Below are 15,964 nucleotides of genomic sequence, written 5' to 3' on the forward strand. Positions count from 1 at the left end.
CGGGGCGGTTTGACACCTGCACCTGCATGCCGATATCGAAGGACCTACCTTCATCTCCACAACAGCACGGCGACAACAAGATTCGCGCTTTTACATCACGACCTCCCTATCACCTATCAGGACACACCAACGCGTGGGCGGAATCGTTCAACGGAACCCTGAAGAACGAACGAGTGAACCGCACCCAATACCCGACCCGCGAACACGCCCGAAAGGACATCACCCGCTATATCGAGTTGAGGTACAACCAGATTCGGCTTCACTCCGGAATTGACTACCACACACCGAACGAAGTAGAGTCCGAGTGGTTCCAGCGGAATCAGGCAGCTTGAGATAACCAAAACCTCGCTGTCCGAAAACTTTCCGGCCCCTCAAGCTCGTCGAAAGTTTCGCCGTTGTCTTCACGTAGGCCCAGACCGACTTCGACAACTCCAGGAAGTGCGAGCAGATCGAACTCGACGGCGTTCTTGGCTTGCACGATTTCGGCCGGAATCTCCACGGAGGACTTCCTCAAGACGTCGATCCCAATGGTATCGCTTGCCGGCACAGCAGAACCGAGCATTCGACGAGTCCATACTCATGTCCTCTACCTCGGAATTCGAGTCATCGATGAGCGAACGGCGTACAGCACGACCGTCGTTCGAAGCCCGGGCGCATTCGCGCCGACAGGTCTCCTAATAAGAGCCCCGAGCTGATCGGCGCCGCCGCGACCTCCGGGATCGGCAAAACCGCCCTGACCAAGATCAACCGTGTAGGCACCGTCACCGTCGCACTCCACACATGCCATCGCGCGGATGCGGCGCCATGGTCGCCCACCGCTCGCGCGACACACCCGACCATTTTCATCACCGACCTCGCAGTCGGATCCGGTTGCAGGCACCCTGCCCGAATCAGGAAGAGATGAGGCTGAAAGGCATCATCCTCGTGGGATCGGCCGAGACGCAGGTCGTGACTGCCCGCGCCAGATCGTCCGGGTCGGTGTTGAGCGCTTTGAGGAGCTGTTTGAGGAACTGCGGGCCAACGGTTTTGGCGGCGATCTCCCACAGCGTTCCCGCGACGGTCGCGACACCGGCGTAGGCCAGCGCGTGCGCCACCGACGTCGCGGGCGTAAAGGTGTTGGCCCGCCCGGATTCGCAGGCCACCACCACCGCCCACGGTGTGGCGGTCAGGTCGAGGCAGCTAAGTTCACCGAGCCCGAGGGCGGATGACGCCGAGGCTTTGATACCGGCGCGGGCATAGTCGAACACATCGCTGCGGGTGTGGCAGAACAACACCAGCGCGGTGCCGGGCCGGGCAGCCCCACGGATCTGTTCGATGGTCAGTGCCGCGGTGTCGGATTCGGAGTCGAACTCCATCAGCGATACCGGCAGCGCACGAAACACCTTGCTGACCGCTGCGGGTAGCTCCACCGCCCGATCGGCGATGATGCACACCCGCTCGACCCGCGGTGGACTGGTGGGGTCGGGCTCGCGTTGTTCGATCGCGCGGTGGTGGGGGTGGAATCGGGCGATCCCGCGAGCACCGATCAGGGTGCCGCCGCGGTATTTGAGGGTCTCCCACGGAATCCAACCGGTGAATCCCAGGCTGTTGATACGCACGCGGTCATGTGCCGCGAGAGCGTCGAGGATCGGGGTCAGCGATGCGCTCAGCGTTTCCCGCAATGGCCGGAAGATGAGGACCTCGTCGGTGGGAGGTTTGAGACTGATCTCGAGCAGCTGTCGGATGGTGGCCCTGGGCAGCGGCGCCGTGACGACCTCGACCTGCCCCCGGTGCTCGATGAGGGCGACCACGTCGGTTCCGGAGACGAAGGTGTGGCACACGGTGTCCTGCAGCGGGTGCTGCTGCCGAGTCCACCAGCAGGTCATCGCCCGCACACACTGGGCCGCGCCTTGCCGTGAGAGCTCGTCGGGACGTTCGGCCAGGGCCGCGATCACACCGGTGTAGTGATGTCGGACCCGCGCGACGTAGCCGGCACGGACAGGGCTGTACATCGGATCGGGCTGGGTGAGCAAGATGGTGTCCAAGCGTCGCACGGACTCGAGTAGCCGCGGCGTCGGCAACGCTGGATCGAGCTCGGTCATCAACAGATTCATCAGCAGGTGGTGATCACGATAGGCGTCTCGCCACGCCAGCGCTCGCGCCTGTGCGGCCGCGGTCTCTTCACCACAGACCGACAGTGCCCGCGCGGCTGCCACCATCGACCACCCGAACACCCGGTTCGGGTCATCGACATCGGCCAACGCGTTGACACGACTCACCAAGCGGTGGGCGCGTTTACGGATCGCACGGCCGGGTCGGCCCGATAACGCGCCTTCGTCCGGCGGGCGATTCCTCAACGCCAGAGCGAGTTCGCAGCCCAGAAGCATCGCCTCGAACTCGAGCAAGGCCAGACGTCGTGTCGGGTACGTCGCCGAAGCTTGTTTCCCTGCCAGTATTTTCGCGCCGACGATCACCTCACGGCAGTGGTGGCGGTATCGCCAGATGATCTGGTCGCGGGCGGAGTCCATCTTGATGATCTGGTAACTCATCTCAACCCACTGCAGCGCGCACCGTGAATGTTCGGTGAGAAACAGCAGGGCGACCTCTGTGGCCACCCGGGTCGGTTCGGTATGCAGTCGCCGAGTGAACTCGTCACCTGCCTCGATGGCGGTACTCAATTCCGTCAAGACCACGTCCGGTACGCCAGCGCCGACCCGGGCGTCGCGGGCTAGGGCCAGCGCGGCTGCCAAAGCCTTACTGGCCGCGTGCACATCGGCGTCCGTGATGCCCCCTCGACCGGACCCGACAGCCTCCACACCCACCGGACCCTCCATATCACTCGACACTCGCTGACGGCCACGACTGCATCATCAGGAGCCAAACCTGTTGCCGCCGAAGACGATACCGCTAAATAGCCGGCGCAGCCTGTGGTTTTCCGCGACGCGAACGCTCTGAGCCTTCAACAGCGTGGAGACTAGGGGTGGCGGCACACCGGAGCCTCGACAGCCACACTGCCCGTGAACCGATCCCCGCGGCCGCCGCCATGGTCTCGAAGTGCCGGGTAGCCGAGCCTTCCAGAGGCAGTGGCGCAATACCGGGTTGGCGACAGGGAACGCCGCCCGAACCACGTCGTGCAGCTGCTGATTGGCGGTTCGGCAGGTCATCACGGCTTCGGAGTCGGCGCCGTGAACGGCCCGTGTGACGATGTCTTCCTGCTCGGCGCTGATCAGATTCTCGAAGTAGGCCGCGCGAGCCGACTCCGCTCGGTCGCGGGAGGCAACAGATCACCGAAGAAGCAACACCCCAACTTTCCGTCACAGTGACGCTAGCTTCCCCGCAAAAGGACGCCACGAATCCTCACCCGCGAGCCGCCAACGACCCCAAACGCCTCCGGAACTGACAAATAGACCGAGAATCCCTCCGGAACTGACAACTAAAGTGCGACAACGAGAGCGGAATCCGTCGCATCCAACCTGTCAATTACCAGGTCAGGACTGCCAACTAAACTGCGAACGGACACGTAGAGCCGACCAGAGGACCCACGATCGAGACGGCAAATTCGACTGAGATGTACGGCTACCCCGAAAAGCTTTCAGGTATTGGGGATGTCATTGACCCCGCCCTGGCGAAGCCTGGCGCTGTAGGCCGAACAGTCCGAATCGGCGGCCAGATCCCAGCATGATTTCTCGTTCGCCGGCTTTCGCACCGTTGAGCGCGAACCCGATCGGCCGCTCTGGAGACTTTCGGCCCTTACAGAGATCATCAACGACGGGGAGATTTGTGGGAAAGCGGCTGGTATCCGAACATCTTTGATTTCGGAGGACAAACGTGGCCAAGAATGATCTTGTCGTTGTCCTGCCCGGCATCATGGGTAGTACCTTGGCCAAGCACGGCCACATGGTGTGGGAGCCGTCAGCCGGAGCGGTGCTCCGTGCGATCGCCACCTTCGGTCACAGCATTAAAGACCTACAACTCCCAGACGGGATCGGCGATGATCGGCCGGGTGACAAAGATCCTGGTGGCGGGGTCGAGCCGGTTGCGCTGATGCCCGATGTTCATGTGCTTCCGGGGATCTGGACGCCGATCAAAGGCTACACGGCGCTGCTGCAATGGCTGAACTGCCTTGGCTTCCGTGAGGGAAATCCAGCTGGGCCGCCAGGAAACCTCTTGCCTGTGCCCTACGACTGGCGTTTGTCCAACCGTTACAACGGCAAACGCCTCGCTGGCATTCTCGAGCCTGCACTCGAACGATGGCGCGCCCAAGGAGGCCCTTATGAGGACGCCAAGATCTGTTTCGTGTGCCACTCCATGGGCGGACTTGTGGCCCGTTGGTACATCGCTCATGGCGGCGCCGAGATAACACGCAAACTCGTCACGCTCGGTACCCCATACCGCGGTGCCGCTCGCGCCGTTGACCAGCTCGTTCGCGGAATACCTCAGGGCCTCAGCCAGTTCGCGCTCGATCTGACCTCCTTGGCGCGAAGCCTGCCCTCCGCGTATCAACTGCTCCCGAGTTACGCCTGCATCGAGCAAAAGAACAACACTGCGCTGGCCCCAGCAAAGCAGACAAAACTGCTGCGCCTTGATGAGGTCCAGTCCGTCCCCGAGCTGGCCGGCTGCCGTATCAGAGACGCGATGCGGTTCTACGACGAATTGGAAACTGTCGAAAACGCCGACCGGAACATCCGAGCCATGCGCAACCCGCTCACGGGCACTCGGCAGCGGACCGGCACGACTTTGACGATCAGCGATACTACTGTCACCCTGCTCGACACCTACCGTGGAGAGGACCTGGGTGGCGACGCCACCGTTCCTGCGGTCTCTCTCCCCCGCGGTATCCCTTTAGACGATCCCACCATCAAGCACTATGCCGACAAACACGGCAATCTGCAGTGCAACCCGGCTCTGCTCGAAGAGATCGACGCGGCTGTCAGCATCGGGCGGGTTGTGGCAAGGGAACTTCCACTGCCCATCGTGCAAGTACGTGTCGATGTTCCCGAGTTGATCTTGTACGGCGAGGATCTTCCCGTGGTCGTCGACCTGGACGGCGCTAGTGACCCGATCCAAGTGACCGTCACCGACGAGATCGGCCACGTGCTCGATCGACAGACGCCGAAACCAGTAGACGGCACGGCAACAGCACACTTCACCGACCTGCCACCCGGCGCCCACATCATCGACGTCACCGGCACCAACCCCCAATGGCTGGTCGGACCAGTCAGCAGCGTCAGCCTCGTCTGGTCGGACCAAGAACTGGCTCGCCACGGCCTCGAAAGTTGAGCGTGACCTTCATTCCACCAACTTCCCTACGGGCTGAATGGCTGCTTCCGAGATATGCGCGGTCCCAGATTCCAGGCTCGCCCGAGAATTCGGGCCGGGTCCGGTCGCATACGTCTCACGAATGGCTGCTGGAGGGTGGTTCAGGGACCTTGTGTCAGAGTTCCCGGATATCGAGAAGTGTTCCGGTTCGGTCGAGAACTCGACGGTACATCTGCCGCACCTTGGAGTTGGGGCGGCAGCCGCGCTGCGCGCAACGTTTCTTCCTGCACATGTTTGCACCGCCCGGTTACATCCACCGGGGCCGACACCCGCTGCGTCAGTGTCGGTGGCGGGCAGCATCACAAAGGGGCCGGTCTAGCATGGGGTGGTGCGATCATCGACGGGCCAGGCGTCGCTGGATCCCAGCGCTCTCGAGGCCCTACGAGTTCCGTTGACGGGGTACTGCTATCGCCTGCTGGGCTCGGCCGCCGACACCGATGACGCTGTGCAGGAAACGCTGATCCGCGCCTACACCCGCTTCGATGCCTACGACCCGGGCCGGGGGCGACTCTCCACGTGGGTGCATGCCATCGCTACCAATGTCTGCCTGGACATGCTGCGCGCCGCACGCCGTCGAACGCTGATGTGGGAGGGCCCGGCGCCGGGCGGTTTCGATCCTGATGCGGTGTTACCCGCCGACCGGTGGCTGGACCCCATGCCCGACGCTCGCCTGATCGACGCCGCCGATCCGGCCGAACTCGTCGTCCAACGCGAATCGGTGCGTCTGGCATTCGTTGCGGCGCTACAGCACCTGCCGCCGCGCCAACGTGCCGTACTTGTCCTGCGGGAGGTCCTGGCGTTCACCGCGGCCGAGACCGCGGACATGCTGGGAGTCAGCACGGCTGCGGTGAACAGCGCGCTGCAGCGCGCCCGCGCGACCCTCACCACGGCCCGGAAAACCGACCTGGATCCGCTCGATCCCGACTCCTGTGTCGACCGTGACCTGGTGCAGCGATACGCGACAGCGTTCGAAGCCCACGACGTCGACGGGTTGGCGTCGCTACTGTGCGAGGACGCCGAGTCGGGCATGCCGCCGTTCGCATGGCGGATGACAGGGCGCGAGACGATCGTCAGCGTGTTCGCCGCCGCCGATGGATGCGTGGGCGATCGCCTCGTACCGACACAGATCAACGGGTCGACCGGGTTCGGCCAATACCGTCCCGATGCCGACGGCGTGCTCCGGCCCTTCGCGCTGCTCGCCGTGGAAGCGCGGTCGGGGCGGATCGCGCGGTTGGTGACCTTCCTCGGCGCTGGGGACCGGTTTGCGCAGTTCGGACTACCCGAGACGATCGGACCACGGATCAACCGATGACTTCCGCCGGCCTCGTTCGTAGTAGAGGTGACCCTCTTTCCTACGACGAATAGGTCAGCCCGTGACATCCACCGACCACACTGCCCTGGTACGCGAGCACACGGTCGCCGAACGCGTACGCCTCGCCGATCTCCTTGCCACGCTCACCTCCGACCAGTGGGCGACGCCCTCGCTGTGCGACGGCTGGCGCGTCCGCGAGGTCGTCGCCCACATGACCATGCCCTATCGAACCGCACCGCTGAGATTCCTGCGGGGGATGGCCGCCGCTCGCTTCTCGTTCAACAGGTACGCCGACAACGCCGCACGTAGTGACACCGCCAGGATGTCCGACGCCGACCTGCTCGCTGCCCTGCGCGACAACGTGCAACACCCGTGGCGGCCGCCGGGCGGCGGCGCGGTGGGCGCACTGAGTCATGACGTCATCCACGGTCTCGACATCACCGAACCGCTCGACCTGCCCCCTGCGCCGCCGGACCGGATCGCCGTGGTCCTGAACCAGCCCGGTCCCCGCTCCTTCGCCTACTTCGGGGTGGACCTGACCGGCAGGCAACTTCGTGCCTCAGACGCGGACATCGTCCTCGGTTCAGGCACCCCGATCACGTTGAGCGCCAAGGAGATCCTGCTCACCGTCACCGGCCGACGGGCACTTCCACCCACCTGACAGGCCCCGGCTATGGGAGCGGTCCAGCACCCTTGCCTCGGAAAAGGTGGTCGCAAACGTCGCCGTATTCGCGCCGCTTCGGTGAGAAACCTTGGAATCGGCCGGCAGGGTCGTCACTCTCGAGCCCAGATGAGGGATCACCGTCAGTGACGGCCCACTCGGACGCTGTGATCCACCGTCGGCTACGCGTCGGGAACATCGCAGCGATGCCAACGCCAATCTGTGTATCTCCCCCGATTCCATTCGAGCCCTTGATCTCCGGCTCCTCCAGCGGGTCGGGCCACTACTGGTGAACCGTCTCGGGTTTGCGGCCGCCGTGGACTTGCCACGCCGATCGCCGACGCAGGCGATCTCCATCGGCGACGCGACTGGACGCAACCCGTATCGGTCATCTGGACGAGAGTGCGGCCATCGGCCTCGGTGACGAAACCGGTCGAGGTCGCCCACCCACCGACGCGGTCGCTCGCTCCAGCAGATCGGTATCGATCGAAACTGCGATGCTGGCCGGTACGACCGACGCAAGTCCGCTGCGCATCGCGGTGTTGAGTGCGCGTTGCCGTGCGCTGGGTCTCTCGTCGCGTGTTCGACGATGTCAATATCGGTGTGAGTGTCGCCGCATCGAACGGCGACCTCGAGGTGTTCGGAGCGGGTGGTCGTTGCGGCGTCGTCCAGCGGTGCACCCGGTTTCATCTCGAAGTCTTGAACCCACCGCGGCAAGGCTGCGGTTCGGCGGATCCCCAGCGGAGGCTCCCGCCTTGAAACGACCGGTGCGCGTGGAGATCTGGGGCGGTGGTGAGCATCAGGTCAAAGGAGCGTGGATGACGATGTGGTTGTCGGTGTGGAACGAAGCCGTCTGGCTGCAACTGACCCCCGACACCACCGCGGCGGAGGTGTCTGCGTTCTGGTCGGCGGTCGAGGCCGGCGACAAACCCGCTCGCAACATCCTGCTCAGTCAACCGGTCGGCACGGGCCCGCTGGAGCTGGGCGGCCAGACCGGGAGTGTACCTCCGGGTAGCATGTGGTGACACGATTCTGGAAGGGGGACATGTGATGTCGTCGAACAGTCACCGCGAGCAGGTCGATGATCCACGCGCCCGATGGCGCCGCCTGCCCGCCGAACCTGCCCACTACGTCGAGGAAACCCACGTCGACGGGAGTTCGTCCAGCTATACGGTGCCTGCCGTCGATCCGACCCAGGACTTCACTCGTCTCTATGGTGGCTAGCACCTGGTCAGGCAGCCTCGTTGGCGGCACACCATTCCCGCACTTCGCGACGCTTGTGCACCGAGTAGTTATCCACCGGTCAACCGGCCCGGATCAACGTGCCACCCGTCGATTACCACATCAACTTTCTCGGACGAGGCACTAGCTACCCGGCATTGGGACTAGCCGTCCAGTACCTGCACGCCGAGGCTGGTGGCGAGGACGATCGCCTGATTCGCATCGATGATCGTGCGGGTGATTCTGGTTGTCAGTGGGTCGAGTGCAGAGATGTCGCTGCCCCGCAGGTCGGCATTGGTGAAGTCGGCTTTGCTGAGCCAGGCGCCGGATAGGTCGACGTCGTGGAAGGTGGCTTTCTGGCAGCGAGCGAAGGTGAGGTCGGCTTCGCGCATGCGTAAGCCGGTGAAGGTGGTGCCGCGCAGGTCGGCTCCGGGGAGTCCGACGAAGGACCAGTCACCGCCGGTTGCCCGCAGCAGGGTGAAGGTGCAGCGATCGAACATCGTGCCGGTCAATTTGCATGTGGTGAAGGTGGTTTCGAAGAACTGGCATGCGACGAAAGTGCAGTTCAGGAAGCCGGTGTTGGTGTGGGTTGACTGGCTGAAGGTCACGTTACGGAAAGCGCATTCGGTGAAAACCGTGTTCTGGGTGGCGATTTCGCTCATGTCGATGTCGAGGAACTCGACACGGGCATGGCGTTCGTCGACCAGTTCGCGCTGATACCAGTCCTCACCGCGGACGGTAGTCTCGGTCGGTGGTGCCTGCTCACCGTTCCTGCGATCAGCCATGGCGCGCCGCAACAATCAAGGTCATGAGGTGACCGTGGCGGAGTGGAGGATTTCAGCTCCGCGACCGTTGCCGGGAGGCGCGGGGCGGACCAGGTCGCTGAGCTTCGCGCCGACTTGTTCGACGTCGGCAATCTCACGGCAGAGGGTGTCGTAATCCAACGGGTCTCCTTGGTCGATGGCGTCTCCGCAACCACTGTGCAGACCGAGCGGCGGATCGCGATGGACAGGCGCGCAAATTGATCGATACTGTCGAGAATTTCGATACAGACGGTCGTTTCCTGCGATAATTCCCCTGGATTCAGCTGACTGGGACACAATCGGCGGACCGGCGCGGTGGAACTCGGCTTTGTTCTTCTGGGGTGGGTGCGATCAGCACCTGCGTGCGTCGCCTCGTTCCCGCGGATCGCGGTGCGGCCGCGCGGCCTCGGCATGTTCTCCCGGTTTCTCACCGCTGGACTCGCTCGAGACCCGTCACCGGACACCGCCCCGATCGGGCGGGTGATCAATCGAGCCGATTATCCCGCTCCGCCATCGGACACCGAGTTTCCCGGCGCGCCGATCGTCAGGATAGCTTTCCCTGGCTGTCGGCCCCGCCGAATCCTCTCCAACGCCCCCGCAGCCTCGGCCCAGTCCTCGATGCTGCCGATGTGCGGGACCACCACCCGCCGTGCCGCCAGACCGACCAGATGCTCGAGGTCTGACCACAGATCCGGGTCACCATCGGAATAGACGAAGTGGGTCAACGAAAACCCTTGCCCTGCACCGAGAGCCGAGAAGAAGTCGAGAGTCAGCGGCTGGTCGCTGGCTTGGCCGAACCACACCACCCGCCCCTGCGGGGCGACCGCGGCCACGGCCCGGGAGCCGATAGGACCACCCACGGATTCGAAGACGAGATCGTAGCGGCCCTCGAACCTCTCCTCCTCCGCTACGCGGATATGCGCGCCGGCGGCGCGCAGATGCTCGCGTGGCTCGCCGGCGCGCACGACGGCAACCACTTCTTCCGCGCCTTCTTCGCGCGCCAGCTGCACCAGCGGAAGCCCACCCCGCCTGACGCGCCGGTGATCAGCACCCGCAGACCACGCAGATCCCCGGCCGTACGGACCAACCGCCGGGCCACCAGCCCTGCCAAGGGCAGCGCCGCGCCCACGACGGAGCTCACCGAATCCGGCAGCCTGACCAGCTTCGGTGTGTCGACGGCGAGTATCTCCGCGGCGGCGCCGCCTCCGGGCAGGTGAGTCAGCACACGTGCCCCGACGGGCAGCGCATCGGACGCAGGATCGGTCTCGATAACCGTGCCCGCACAATCGATGCCGATCCGCCAAGGGCGCTCGGCCATCTGCATGTACAGCACGTCCGCGCGATTCAGTCCGACAGCCTCTACCCGGATCAGCGTGTGCCCAGGGCCCGGGCGCGGTTCGGTCACGGTCTCCAACCCGACTTCCGGCTGCCCAGGCCGGCACTGCACGAGACGACGCACGACACTCTCCTCAAAACGAAAGTATGACTATCGCTTTGAGTGAAGCAGAAAAATGGAAGTCTGTCTACCAGTTCAGGTAGGGTGAGAGACGTGGGAACCGAACGGCCCAACTCCACCCCCCGGCGCGACGTGACACGCAACCGCGGGCGCATCCTGGCCGCCGCTCGACGGGTCTACCGCGAAAACGGCGCAACCGCACCCAACGACGTGATCATCGCCGCCGCCCAGGTCGGTCTCAGCACCTTCTATCGCCACTTCCCCACTCGGTCCGACCTACACAGAGCACTGATGGACGAACTCGTCACGGCAGCAACGGAAATCGCCGAACGGGCCGACAACACCGAGGACCCGTGGACCGCATTCAGTGATGTCTTCCGCCACGGCTGCGTACTCGACGACGCCGACCTCGCCCTCTTCCACAACCTCGCCGCCGGCACCCCCGAACTCGCAGCCCACGCCGCTGAACTCACCGCCCGCATCGTCACCCCCAGCCTGAACCGCGCCCAGTCAGCGGGTCTGCTGCCGGCCACCCTCGACACCGATACCGTGGTCGACCTCATGACCGCTGCCCACACCGCACCCACTGCGGAACGCCGAGACATCAGGGCCAGCGTTATGCTGGCCGGACTTCGGCACCCGCGACCGGTCTGACCCCTCTACCGAGGAAGCCATATCCGTCATCGACCTGGATCTGCTCGGCGAAGGCGGCGTGCTCAGGTCTTCGGCTGAGGCACGGTGCGCGGCAGCACGAGATCGAGCACATGGCGCGGAGCATCGCCGCGGATCTGCGCGGCAGCCGTCTCGCCGGTAGTGACAGTACCGATGGACAGGGTCGGCGCAGGGTTACCGGTCAGCGCCGTGTACAGGGTCTTGACGATGCCCAGCACGCCGAGGATGACCGTGACCACGGCCGCCGCCGGATGCCATTGCCGCTGCACGGTGAGCAGCAGTGTCGTTGCGGCGGTGCCGAAGGTGATCACCTCGCCGAGGACGGCCACGATCGTCTTCTGATGTTTACCGAGTTTCATGGCTTGATGGCTCCTTTCAATGTTCGCACCTCGGCCATGAGGTCGTTGACGGTCGTGATGAGCCCGGCGAGCGCGTCGACGGGCGTAAGGTTCCGGCCTTCGCCGTTGTGGCCGAGCTGCGGCCAGCCCTGACCGTTCGGGCCGCGTAACTGGTCCCAGATGTCCTGCAATTGCTGGGCTTGCTGTGGTGTCATGTCGCCTCCGATCAATGCGATGAGATCCTCGATGTCGCCGCGGAATGCGTTGGCGTCCAACTTCATCCCGACGATGGACGCTTGATCGCTGAACTGCCAGATGAGCGGTTGCGCGTTGCCGTAGGGCGTCCATCCCTCGCCGGAATCGCCGCCTGCGGCGGCATAGATGTCGCGGGCGTAGCCGCTGCCGCCCGGGTATGCCGACGCGACAAGTCCGGGCACCTGCGACAGGTCAGGAGACCCGATCCGTTCCCAATACCATTGCGGCAGATAGGTAAGCGTGACGTTCACTCCGACGTCATCGAAAGCCCGTACCAGTGCCCAGAAGTCGTCGATGTCACCACTGTCGGACTCGAAGTCGATCATCGCGTTCGGGCCGCCATTGTTGGCCAGCCATGTCCGCACCTGCGCGGCCGGTGCGCAGTCGGCGATGGCGTAGTGGTAGCCGATGATCGGCAGGTCGATCGCCTGCGCAGATGCCAGGAATTCGGGCCACGTCGGGTCTTGCAGATAGTCGCCCTCGGAGACCTTGGCCTCGATCCATGAAAAGCCCTCAGCGGCGATTTCGGAGATGCTGATGCCCGCCTGCCAATTCGAGATGTCCACGCCGTACAAAGTCATCGGGCTCGACCGCCTTTCGCCCGAGCATTCTTGACCGGCGTCTGGGCCGGCATTTCCGCGTGTGTGAGTTCGCTACGTCGCAGGCTCCGAACCAGCACCCGACCATCGCCGCGGTGTTCGAACGGTGCCCAACGTGGAAGAGCGGGTGAAATAGGCATGACAAAGCCCTCTGCTCGATTGCTCTATTCGGGTGATGATCTCGGATCGCTTTGGCGGCCCGCTACTTTCATTAACAACCCGAACTGGTTGCCCGGCAACCCCTTTGCTGATCGGTTTTGTTCGTTTTCCGGATCCCCGCCCGGAAGGACAGCCTGGCCGCGTATTCCGACTGCCTCGAACGCAAGATCGTGGTGCTCGAACCCGAGGGCCGCGGTGATCTTCGGCAAGGCTGGCCTACATCGTCGAGACCGGTCCCGAGCGCTGTCAGGTCGTTGTCGACGCACCAGATCCCGTGCCGGAAATCGACGCCGCCCGAGCCCCGGGGTGGCTATGTTCCGACGTGGGCCGGTAGCCATGGGGTGCGCGGGTGGCCGTCGCGCGGCGCGGTTCGGCTTTTCCCGATCCAACCTTCCGCAAAGACTTGATTGATTCCAGAAAAAGGGGCAGACTTCGGATTGTGCCCACGCCTACGGAGTTCGAGAGCATGTTGCGCGGGGCCGCTCTGCGTGTGACCGCACCGCGGCTTGCGGTGCTGACCGCGGTGCACGAACACCCCCACTCGGATACGGACTCGATCCTCGGTTTCGTGCGCGAGACGCTGGGCGGGGTTTCACATCAAGCGGTGTATGACGTGTTGAAGGCCCTGACCAGCGCGGGGCTGGTTCGCCGTATCCAACCGATGGGGTCCGTGGCGCTATATGAGACGCGCGTCGGGGACAACCATCACCATGTGGTGTGCCGGTCGTGCGGCGTGATCGCCGATGTCGACTGCGCCGTGGGCGACGCGCCCTGCCTGACCGCCTCCGACGACAACGGCTTCGCGCTCGACGAGGCCGAGGTCATCTACTGGGGCCTGTGCCCCGAATGCTCGAAAACTGCTGCGACACAAGACAAGTAGCGGCCACAATCGTGGCCGACAGCCCGATGATCACTCGCTGAAAGGACACACCGTGCCTGAAGAACACCCGCCCATCGGTGAAGCCAATACCGAACCCGCCGCGGCCGGTGGCTGCCCCGTCGCGCACGGCCGGCTCAAGAACCCGGCCGAGGGCGGTAACGCCAACCGTCAGTGGTGGCCCAACCAGCTGAACCTGAAGATCCTGCAGAAGAACCCGGCCGTCGCCAACCCCATGGACGCCGACTACGACTACGCCGCCGAGTTCAAGACCCTGGACCTGGCCGCGGTCAAGCAGGACATCGTCGAGGTCATGCACACCTCTCAGGACTGGTGGCCGGCCGACTTCGGCCACTATGGCCCGTTCTTCATTCGCATGGCCTGGCACGCCGCCGGCACCTACCGCATCCACGACGGCCGCGGTGGAGCCGGCGCCGGCATGCAGCGTTTCGCGCCGCTGAACTCCTGGCCCGACAACGCCTCCCTCGACAAGGCGCGTCGCCTGCTGTGGCCGGTCAAGAAGAAGTACGGCAAGAAGCTGTCGTGGGCCGACCTGATCGTCTACGCCGGTAACGTCGCCCTCGAGGACATGGGCTTCCGCACCTTCGGCTTCGGCGGCGGCCGCGTCGACCAGTGGGAGCCCGAGGAGGACGTGTACTGGGGTCCGGAGACCGAGTGGCTCGGCGATGCCCGCTACACCGGCGAGCGTGACCTGGAGAACCCGCTGGCCGCGGTCCAGATGGGTCTGATCTACGTCAACCCCGAAGGCCCCAACGGCAACCCGGACCCGCTGGCCGCGGCCGTGGACATCCGCGAGACCTTCCGCCGCATGGCCATGAACGATGTGGAGACCGCGGCGCTCATCGTCGGTGGCCACACCTTCGGCAAGACCCACGGCGCGGGTCCGGCCGACAACGTCGGCCCCGAGCCCGAGGCCGCCCCGCTCGAGGAGCAGGGCCTGGGCTGGAAGTCCTCCTTCGGCACCGGTGTCGGCAAGGACGCCATCACCTCCGGCCTCGAGGTCACCTGGACCCCCACCCCGACCCAGTGGGACAACTCCTTCCTGGAAACCCTCTACGGCTACGAGTGGGAGCTGTCCAAGTCCCCGGCCGGCGCCCACCAGTATGTCGCCAAGAACGCCGAGGAGATCATCCCGGACGCGTTCGACGAGTCCGAGAAGCGCCTGCCGACCATGCTCACCACCGACCTGTCGATGCGGCTCGACCCCATCTACGGTGAGATCACCCGCCGCTGGCTCGACCGCCCCGAAGAGCTGGCGCAGGAGTTCGCCAAGGCCTGGTACAAGCTGACCCACCGCGACATGGGTCCCAAGGTCCGCTACCTGGGCCCGGAGGTGCCAGAGGAGACCCTGCTGTGGCAGGACCCGATCCCGGCCGTGGACCACGCGCTCATCGACGCCGCCGACGTCGCGGCGCTGAAGGCCAAGATCGCGGACTCGGGTCTGACCGTGGCGCAGCTGGTGTCGACCGCATGGGCGGCGGCCTCGTCGTTCCGTGGCTCGGACATGCGCGGCGGTGCCAACGGCGGCCGCATCCGCCTGCAGCCGCAGGCCGGGTGGGAGGTCAACCAGCCCGACGAGCTGGCGCAGGTGGTCCGGGTGCTCGAGGGCATCCAGGAGTCCTTCGACAAGCCGGTGTCCTTCGCCGACCTGTTGGTGCTGGCCGGCAACGTCGGTGTCGAGCAGGGCGCCAAGGCCGCCGGCTTCGACGTCGAGGTGCCGTTCCGTCCGGGCCGCGCCGACGCCACCCAGGAGCAGACCGACGTGGAGTCCTTCTCCGCGCTCGAGCCGGCGGCCGATGGCTTCCGCAACTACCTGGGCAAGGCCGCCCGCATCCCGGCGGAGTACTTGCTCCTGGACAAGGCCAACCTGCTGACCCTGTCGGCGCCGGAGATGACCGTCCTCGTCGGTGGTCTGCGGGTGCTGGGTGCGAACTACAAAGGTTCGCAACTGGGTGTGTTCACCGACAAGCCGGGCGCGCTCACCACCGACTTCTTCGTGAACCTGCTCGACATGTCAACCAAGTGGGAGCCGTCCTCGGCCGACGACGGCACCTACGTGGGCAAGGACCGCGCCACCGGCAAGACCGTATGGACCGGCTCCCGCGTCGACCTGGTCTTCGGCTCCAACTCGCAGCTGCGCGCGCTGGCCGAGGTGTATGCCGAGGACGACTCCAAGCAGAAGTTCGTCACCGACTTCGTCGCCGCTTGGAGCAAGGTCATGGAGCTGGATCGCTTCGACCTGGCGTGATGACGCCGGTCTGATCCATCGGTAGCACGATGCCCCCGAACCGA

At 64.8% G+C, this 15,964-nt stretch carries 17 protein-coding genes; 9 read left to right on the forward strand and 8 right to left on the reverse strand.

The genetic code is table 11. From position 1 onward, the window contains the following. Positions 1 to 332 (forward strand): integrase core domain-containing protein (locus GLP40_RS15630; protein WP_230329627.1); only part of this gene is annotated, 332 nt, incomplete at its 5' end. On the opposite strand, the gene GLP40_RS15635 is transcribed toward GLP40_RS15630, so the two are convergent. Both GLP40_RS15635 and GLP40_RS34845 read right to left on the reverse strand, forming a co-directional pair. Further along, complete coding sequence (locus GLP40_RS15635) at positions 320 to 499, reverse strand: hypothetical protein (protein WP_154788679.1); 180 nt, start codon at positions 497 to 499, stop codon at positions 320 to 322. The two genes, GLP40_RS15630 and GLP40_RS15635, sit on opposite strands and share 13 nt — an antisense overlap. 391 nt (positions 500 to 890) lie before the next feature. After that, positions 891 to 2,801: a CHAT domain-containing protein gene (locus tag GLP40_RS34845; protein ID WP_196054690.1), complete on the reverse strand. Its 1,911-nt coding sequence runs from the start codon at positions 2,799 to 2,801 to the stop codon at positions 891 to 893. A 1,006-nt stretch (positions 2,802 to 3,807) separates the two neighbouring features. Between GLP40_RS34845 and GLP40_RS15645 the strand changes: the two genes are divergently transcribed. The 5 genes from GLP40_RS15645 (at position 3,808) to GLP40_RS15665 (ending at position 8,495) form a co-directional block, all read left to right on the forward strand. After that, positions 3,808 to 5,259 (forward strand): lipase/acyltransferase domain-containing protein, encoded by a 1,452-nt coding sequence (locus tag GLP40_RS15645; protein WP_328290217.1) that lies wholly within the window; start codon positions 3,808 to 3,810, stop codon positions 5,257 to 5,259. Positions 5,260 to 5,626: 367 nt separating this feature from the next. Continuing rightward, on the forward strand, positions 5,627 to 6,610 hold the full coding sequence (locus tag GLP40_RS15650; protein ID WP_328290218.1) for an RNA polymerase subunit sigma-70: 984 nt from the start codon (positions 5,627 to 5,629) through the stop codon (positions 6,608 to 6,610). Between the two features lie 61 nt (positions 6,611 to 6,671). Beyond that, positions 6,672 to 7,271 (forward strand): maleylpyruvate isomerase family mycothiol-dependent enzyme, encoded by a 600-nt coding sequence (locus GLP40_RS15655; protein WP_328290219.1) that lies wholly within the window; start codon positions 6,672 to 6,674, stop codon positions 7,269 to 7,271. Positions 7,272 to 8,026: 755 nt separating this feature from the next. After that, positions 8,027 to 8,296: a hypothetical protein gene (locus GLP40_RS15660; protein WP_154788681.1), complete on the forward strand. Its 270-nt coding sequence runs from the start codon at positions 8,027 to 8,029 to the stop codon at positions 8,294 to 8,296. A 25-nt stretch (positions 8,297 to 8,321) separates the two neighbouring features. Then, complete coding sequence (locus GLP40_RS15665; RefSeq protein WP_154788682.1) at positions 8,322 to 8,495, forward strand: hypothetical protein; 174 nt, start codon at positions 8,322 to 8,324, stop codon at positions 8,493 to 8,495. 161 nt (positions 8,496 to 8,656) lie between these two features. Here GLP40_RS15665 and GLP40_RS15670 read toward each other — a convergent pair whose 3' ends face one another. The 4 genes from GLP40_RS15670 to GLP40_RS15685 all read right to left on the reverse strand — a co-directional run bounded on the left by GLP40_RS15670 (position 8,657) and on the right by GLP40_RS15685 (position 10,700). After that, positions 8,657 to 9,289 (reverse strand): pentapeptide repeat-containing protein, encoded by a 633-nt coding sequence (locus GLP40_RS15670; RefSeq protein WP_230329628.1) that lies wholly within the window; start codon positions 9,287 to 9,289, stop codon positions 8,657 to 8,659. A 9-nt stretch (positions 9,290 to 9,298) separates the two neighbouring features. Next, positions 9,299 to 9,436 carry a hypothetical protein gene (locus GLP40_RS15675; protein ID WP_154788683.1) on the reverse strand — a complete coding sequence of 46 codons (138 nt, stop codon included), beginning with the start codon at positions 9,434 to 9,436 and terminating at the stop codon, positions 9,299 to 9,301. Positions 9,437 to 9,792: 356 nt separating this feature from the next. Beyond that, positions 9,793 to 10,260, reverse strand: a complete 468-nt coding sequence (locus tag GLP40_RS33270) for a zinc-binding dehydrogenase (protein WP_196054691.1) — start codon at positions 10,258 to 10,260, stop codon at positions 9,793 to 9,795. Beyond that, on the reverse strand, positions 10,203 to 10,700 hold the full coding sequence (locus GLP40_RS15685) for an alcohol dehydrogenase catalytic domain-containing protein (protein WP_196054692.1): 498 nt from the start codon (positions 10,698 to 10,700) through the stop codon (positions 10,203 to 10,205). Before GLP40_RS15685 ends, GLP40_RS33270 begins: the two co-directional genes overlap by 58 nt. Before the next feature lie 144 nt (positions 10,701 to 10,844). Between GLP40_RS15685 and GLP40_RS15690 the strand changes: the two genes are divergently transcribed. Further along, on the forward strand, positions 10,845 to 11,405 hold the full coding sequence (locus GLP40_RS15690; RefSeq protein WP_196054693.1) for a TetR/AcrR family transcriptional regulator: 561 nt from the start codon (positions 10,845 to 10,847) through the stop codon (positions 11,403 to 11,405). Positions 11,406 to 11,467: 62 nt separating this feature from the next. On the opposite strand, the gene GLP40_RS15695 is transcribed toward GLP40_RS15690, so the two are convergent. Together GLP40_RS15695 and GLP40_RS15700 are read right to left on the reverse strand one after the other, a co-directional pair. After that, positions 11,468 to 11,782 (reverse strand): hypothetical protein, encoded by a 315-nt coding sequence (locus GLP40_RS15695; RefSeq protein ID WP_154788686.1) that lies wholly within the window; start codon positions 11,780 to 11,782, stop codon positions 11,468 to 11,470. Further along, positions 11,779 to 12,597, reverse strand: a complete 819-nt coding sequence (locus GLP40_RS15700) for a GH25 family lysozyme (RefSeq protein WP_154788687.1) — start codon at positions 12,595 to 12,597, stop codon at positions 11,779 to 11,781. Before GLP40_RS15700 ends, GLP40_RS15695 begins: the two co-directional genes overlap by 4 nt. Positions 12,598 to 13,240: 643 nt before the next feature. Here GLP40_RS15700 and GLP40_RS15705 point away from each other — a divergent pair. Both GLP40_RS15705 and katG read left to right on the forward strand, forming a co-directional pair. Continuing rightward, positions 13,241 to 13,654 (forward strand): Fur family transcriptional regulator, encoded by a 414-nt coding sequence (locus GLP40_RS15705; RefSeq protein ID WP_154789001.1) that lies wholly within the window; start codon positions 13,241 to 13,243, stop codon positions 13,652 to 13,654. A gap of 52 nt (positions 13,655 to 13,706) precedes the next feature. Then, complete coding sequence (katG, locus tag GLP40_RS15710; protein WP_328290220.1) at positions 13,707 to 15,920, forward strand: catalase/peroxidase HPI; 2,214 nt, start codon at positions 13,707 to 13,709, stop codon at positions 15,918 to 15,920. The last annotated feature ends 44 nt before the right edge of the window (positions 15,921 to 15,964 follow it).

The sequence above is a fragment of the Nocardia aurantiaca genome (assembly GCF_009708175.1).
GTDB classification, from domain to species: Bacteria; Actinomycetota; Actinomycetes; order Mycobacteriales; family Mycobacteriaceae; genus Nocardia; species Nocardia aurantiaca.

What these genes read in the sequence shown, in the direction of transcription:
- GLP40_RS15665 (WP_154788682.1), top strand. Translation starts at nt 8,322, where the DNA reads ATGTCGTCGAACAGTCACCGCGAGCAGGTCGATGATCCACGCGCCCGA.
- GLP40_RS15695 (WP_154788686.1), bottom strand. Translation starts at nt 11,782, where the DNA reads ATGAAACTCGGTAAACATCAGAAGACGATCGTGGCCGTCCTCGGCGAG.
- GLP40_RS15700 (WP_154788687.1), bottom strand. Translation starts at nt 12,597, where the DNA reads ATGACTTTGTACGGCGTGGACATCTCGAATTGGCAGGCGGGCATCAGC.
- GLP40_RS15705 (WP_154789001.1), top strand. Translation starts at nt 13,241, where the DNA reads ATGTTGCGCGGGGCCGCTCTGCGTGTGACCGCACCGCGGCTTGCGGTG.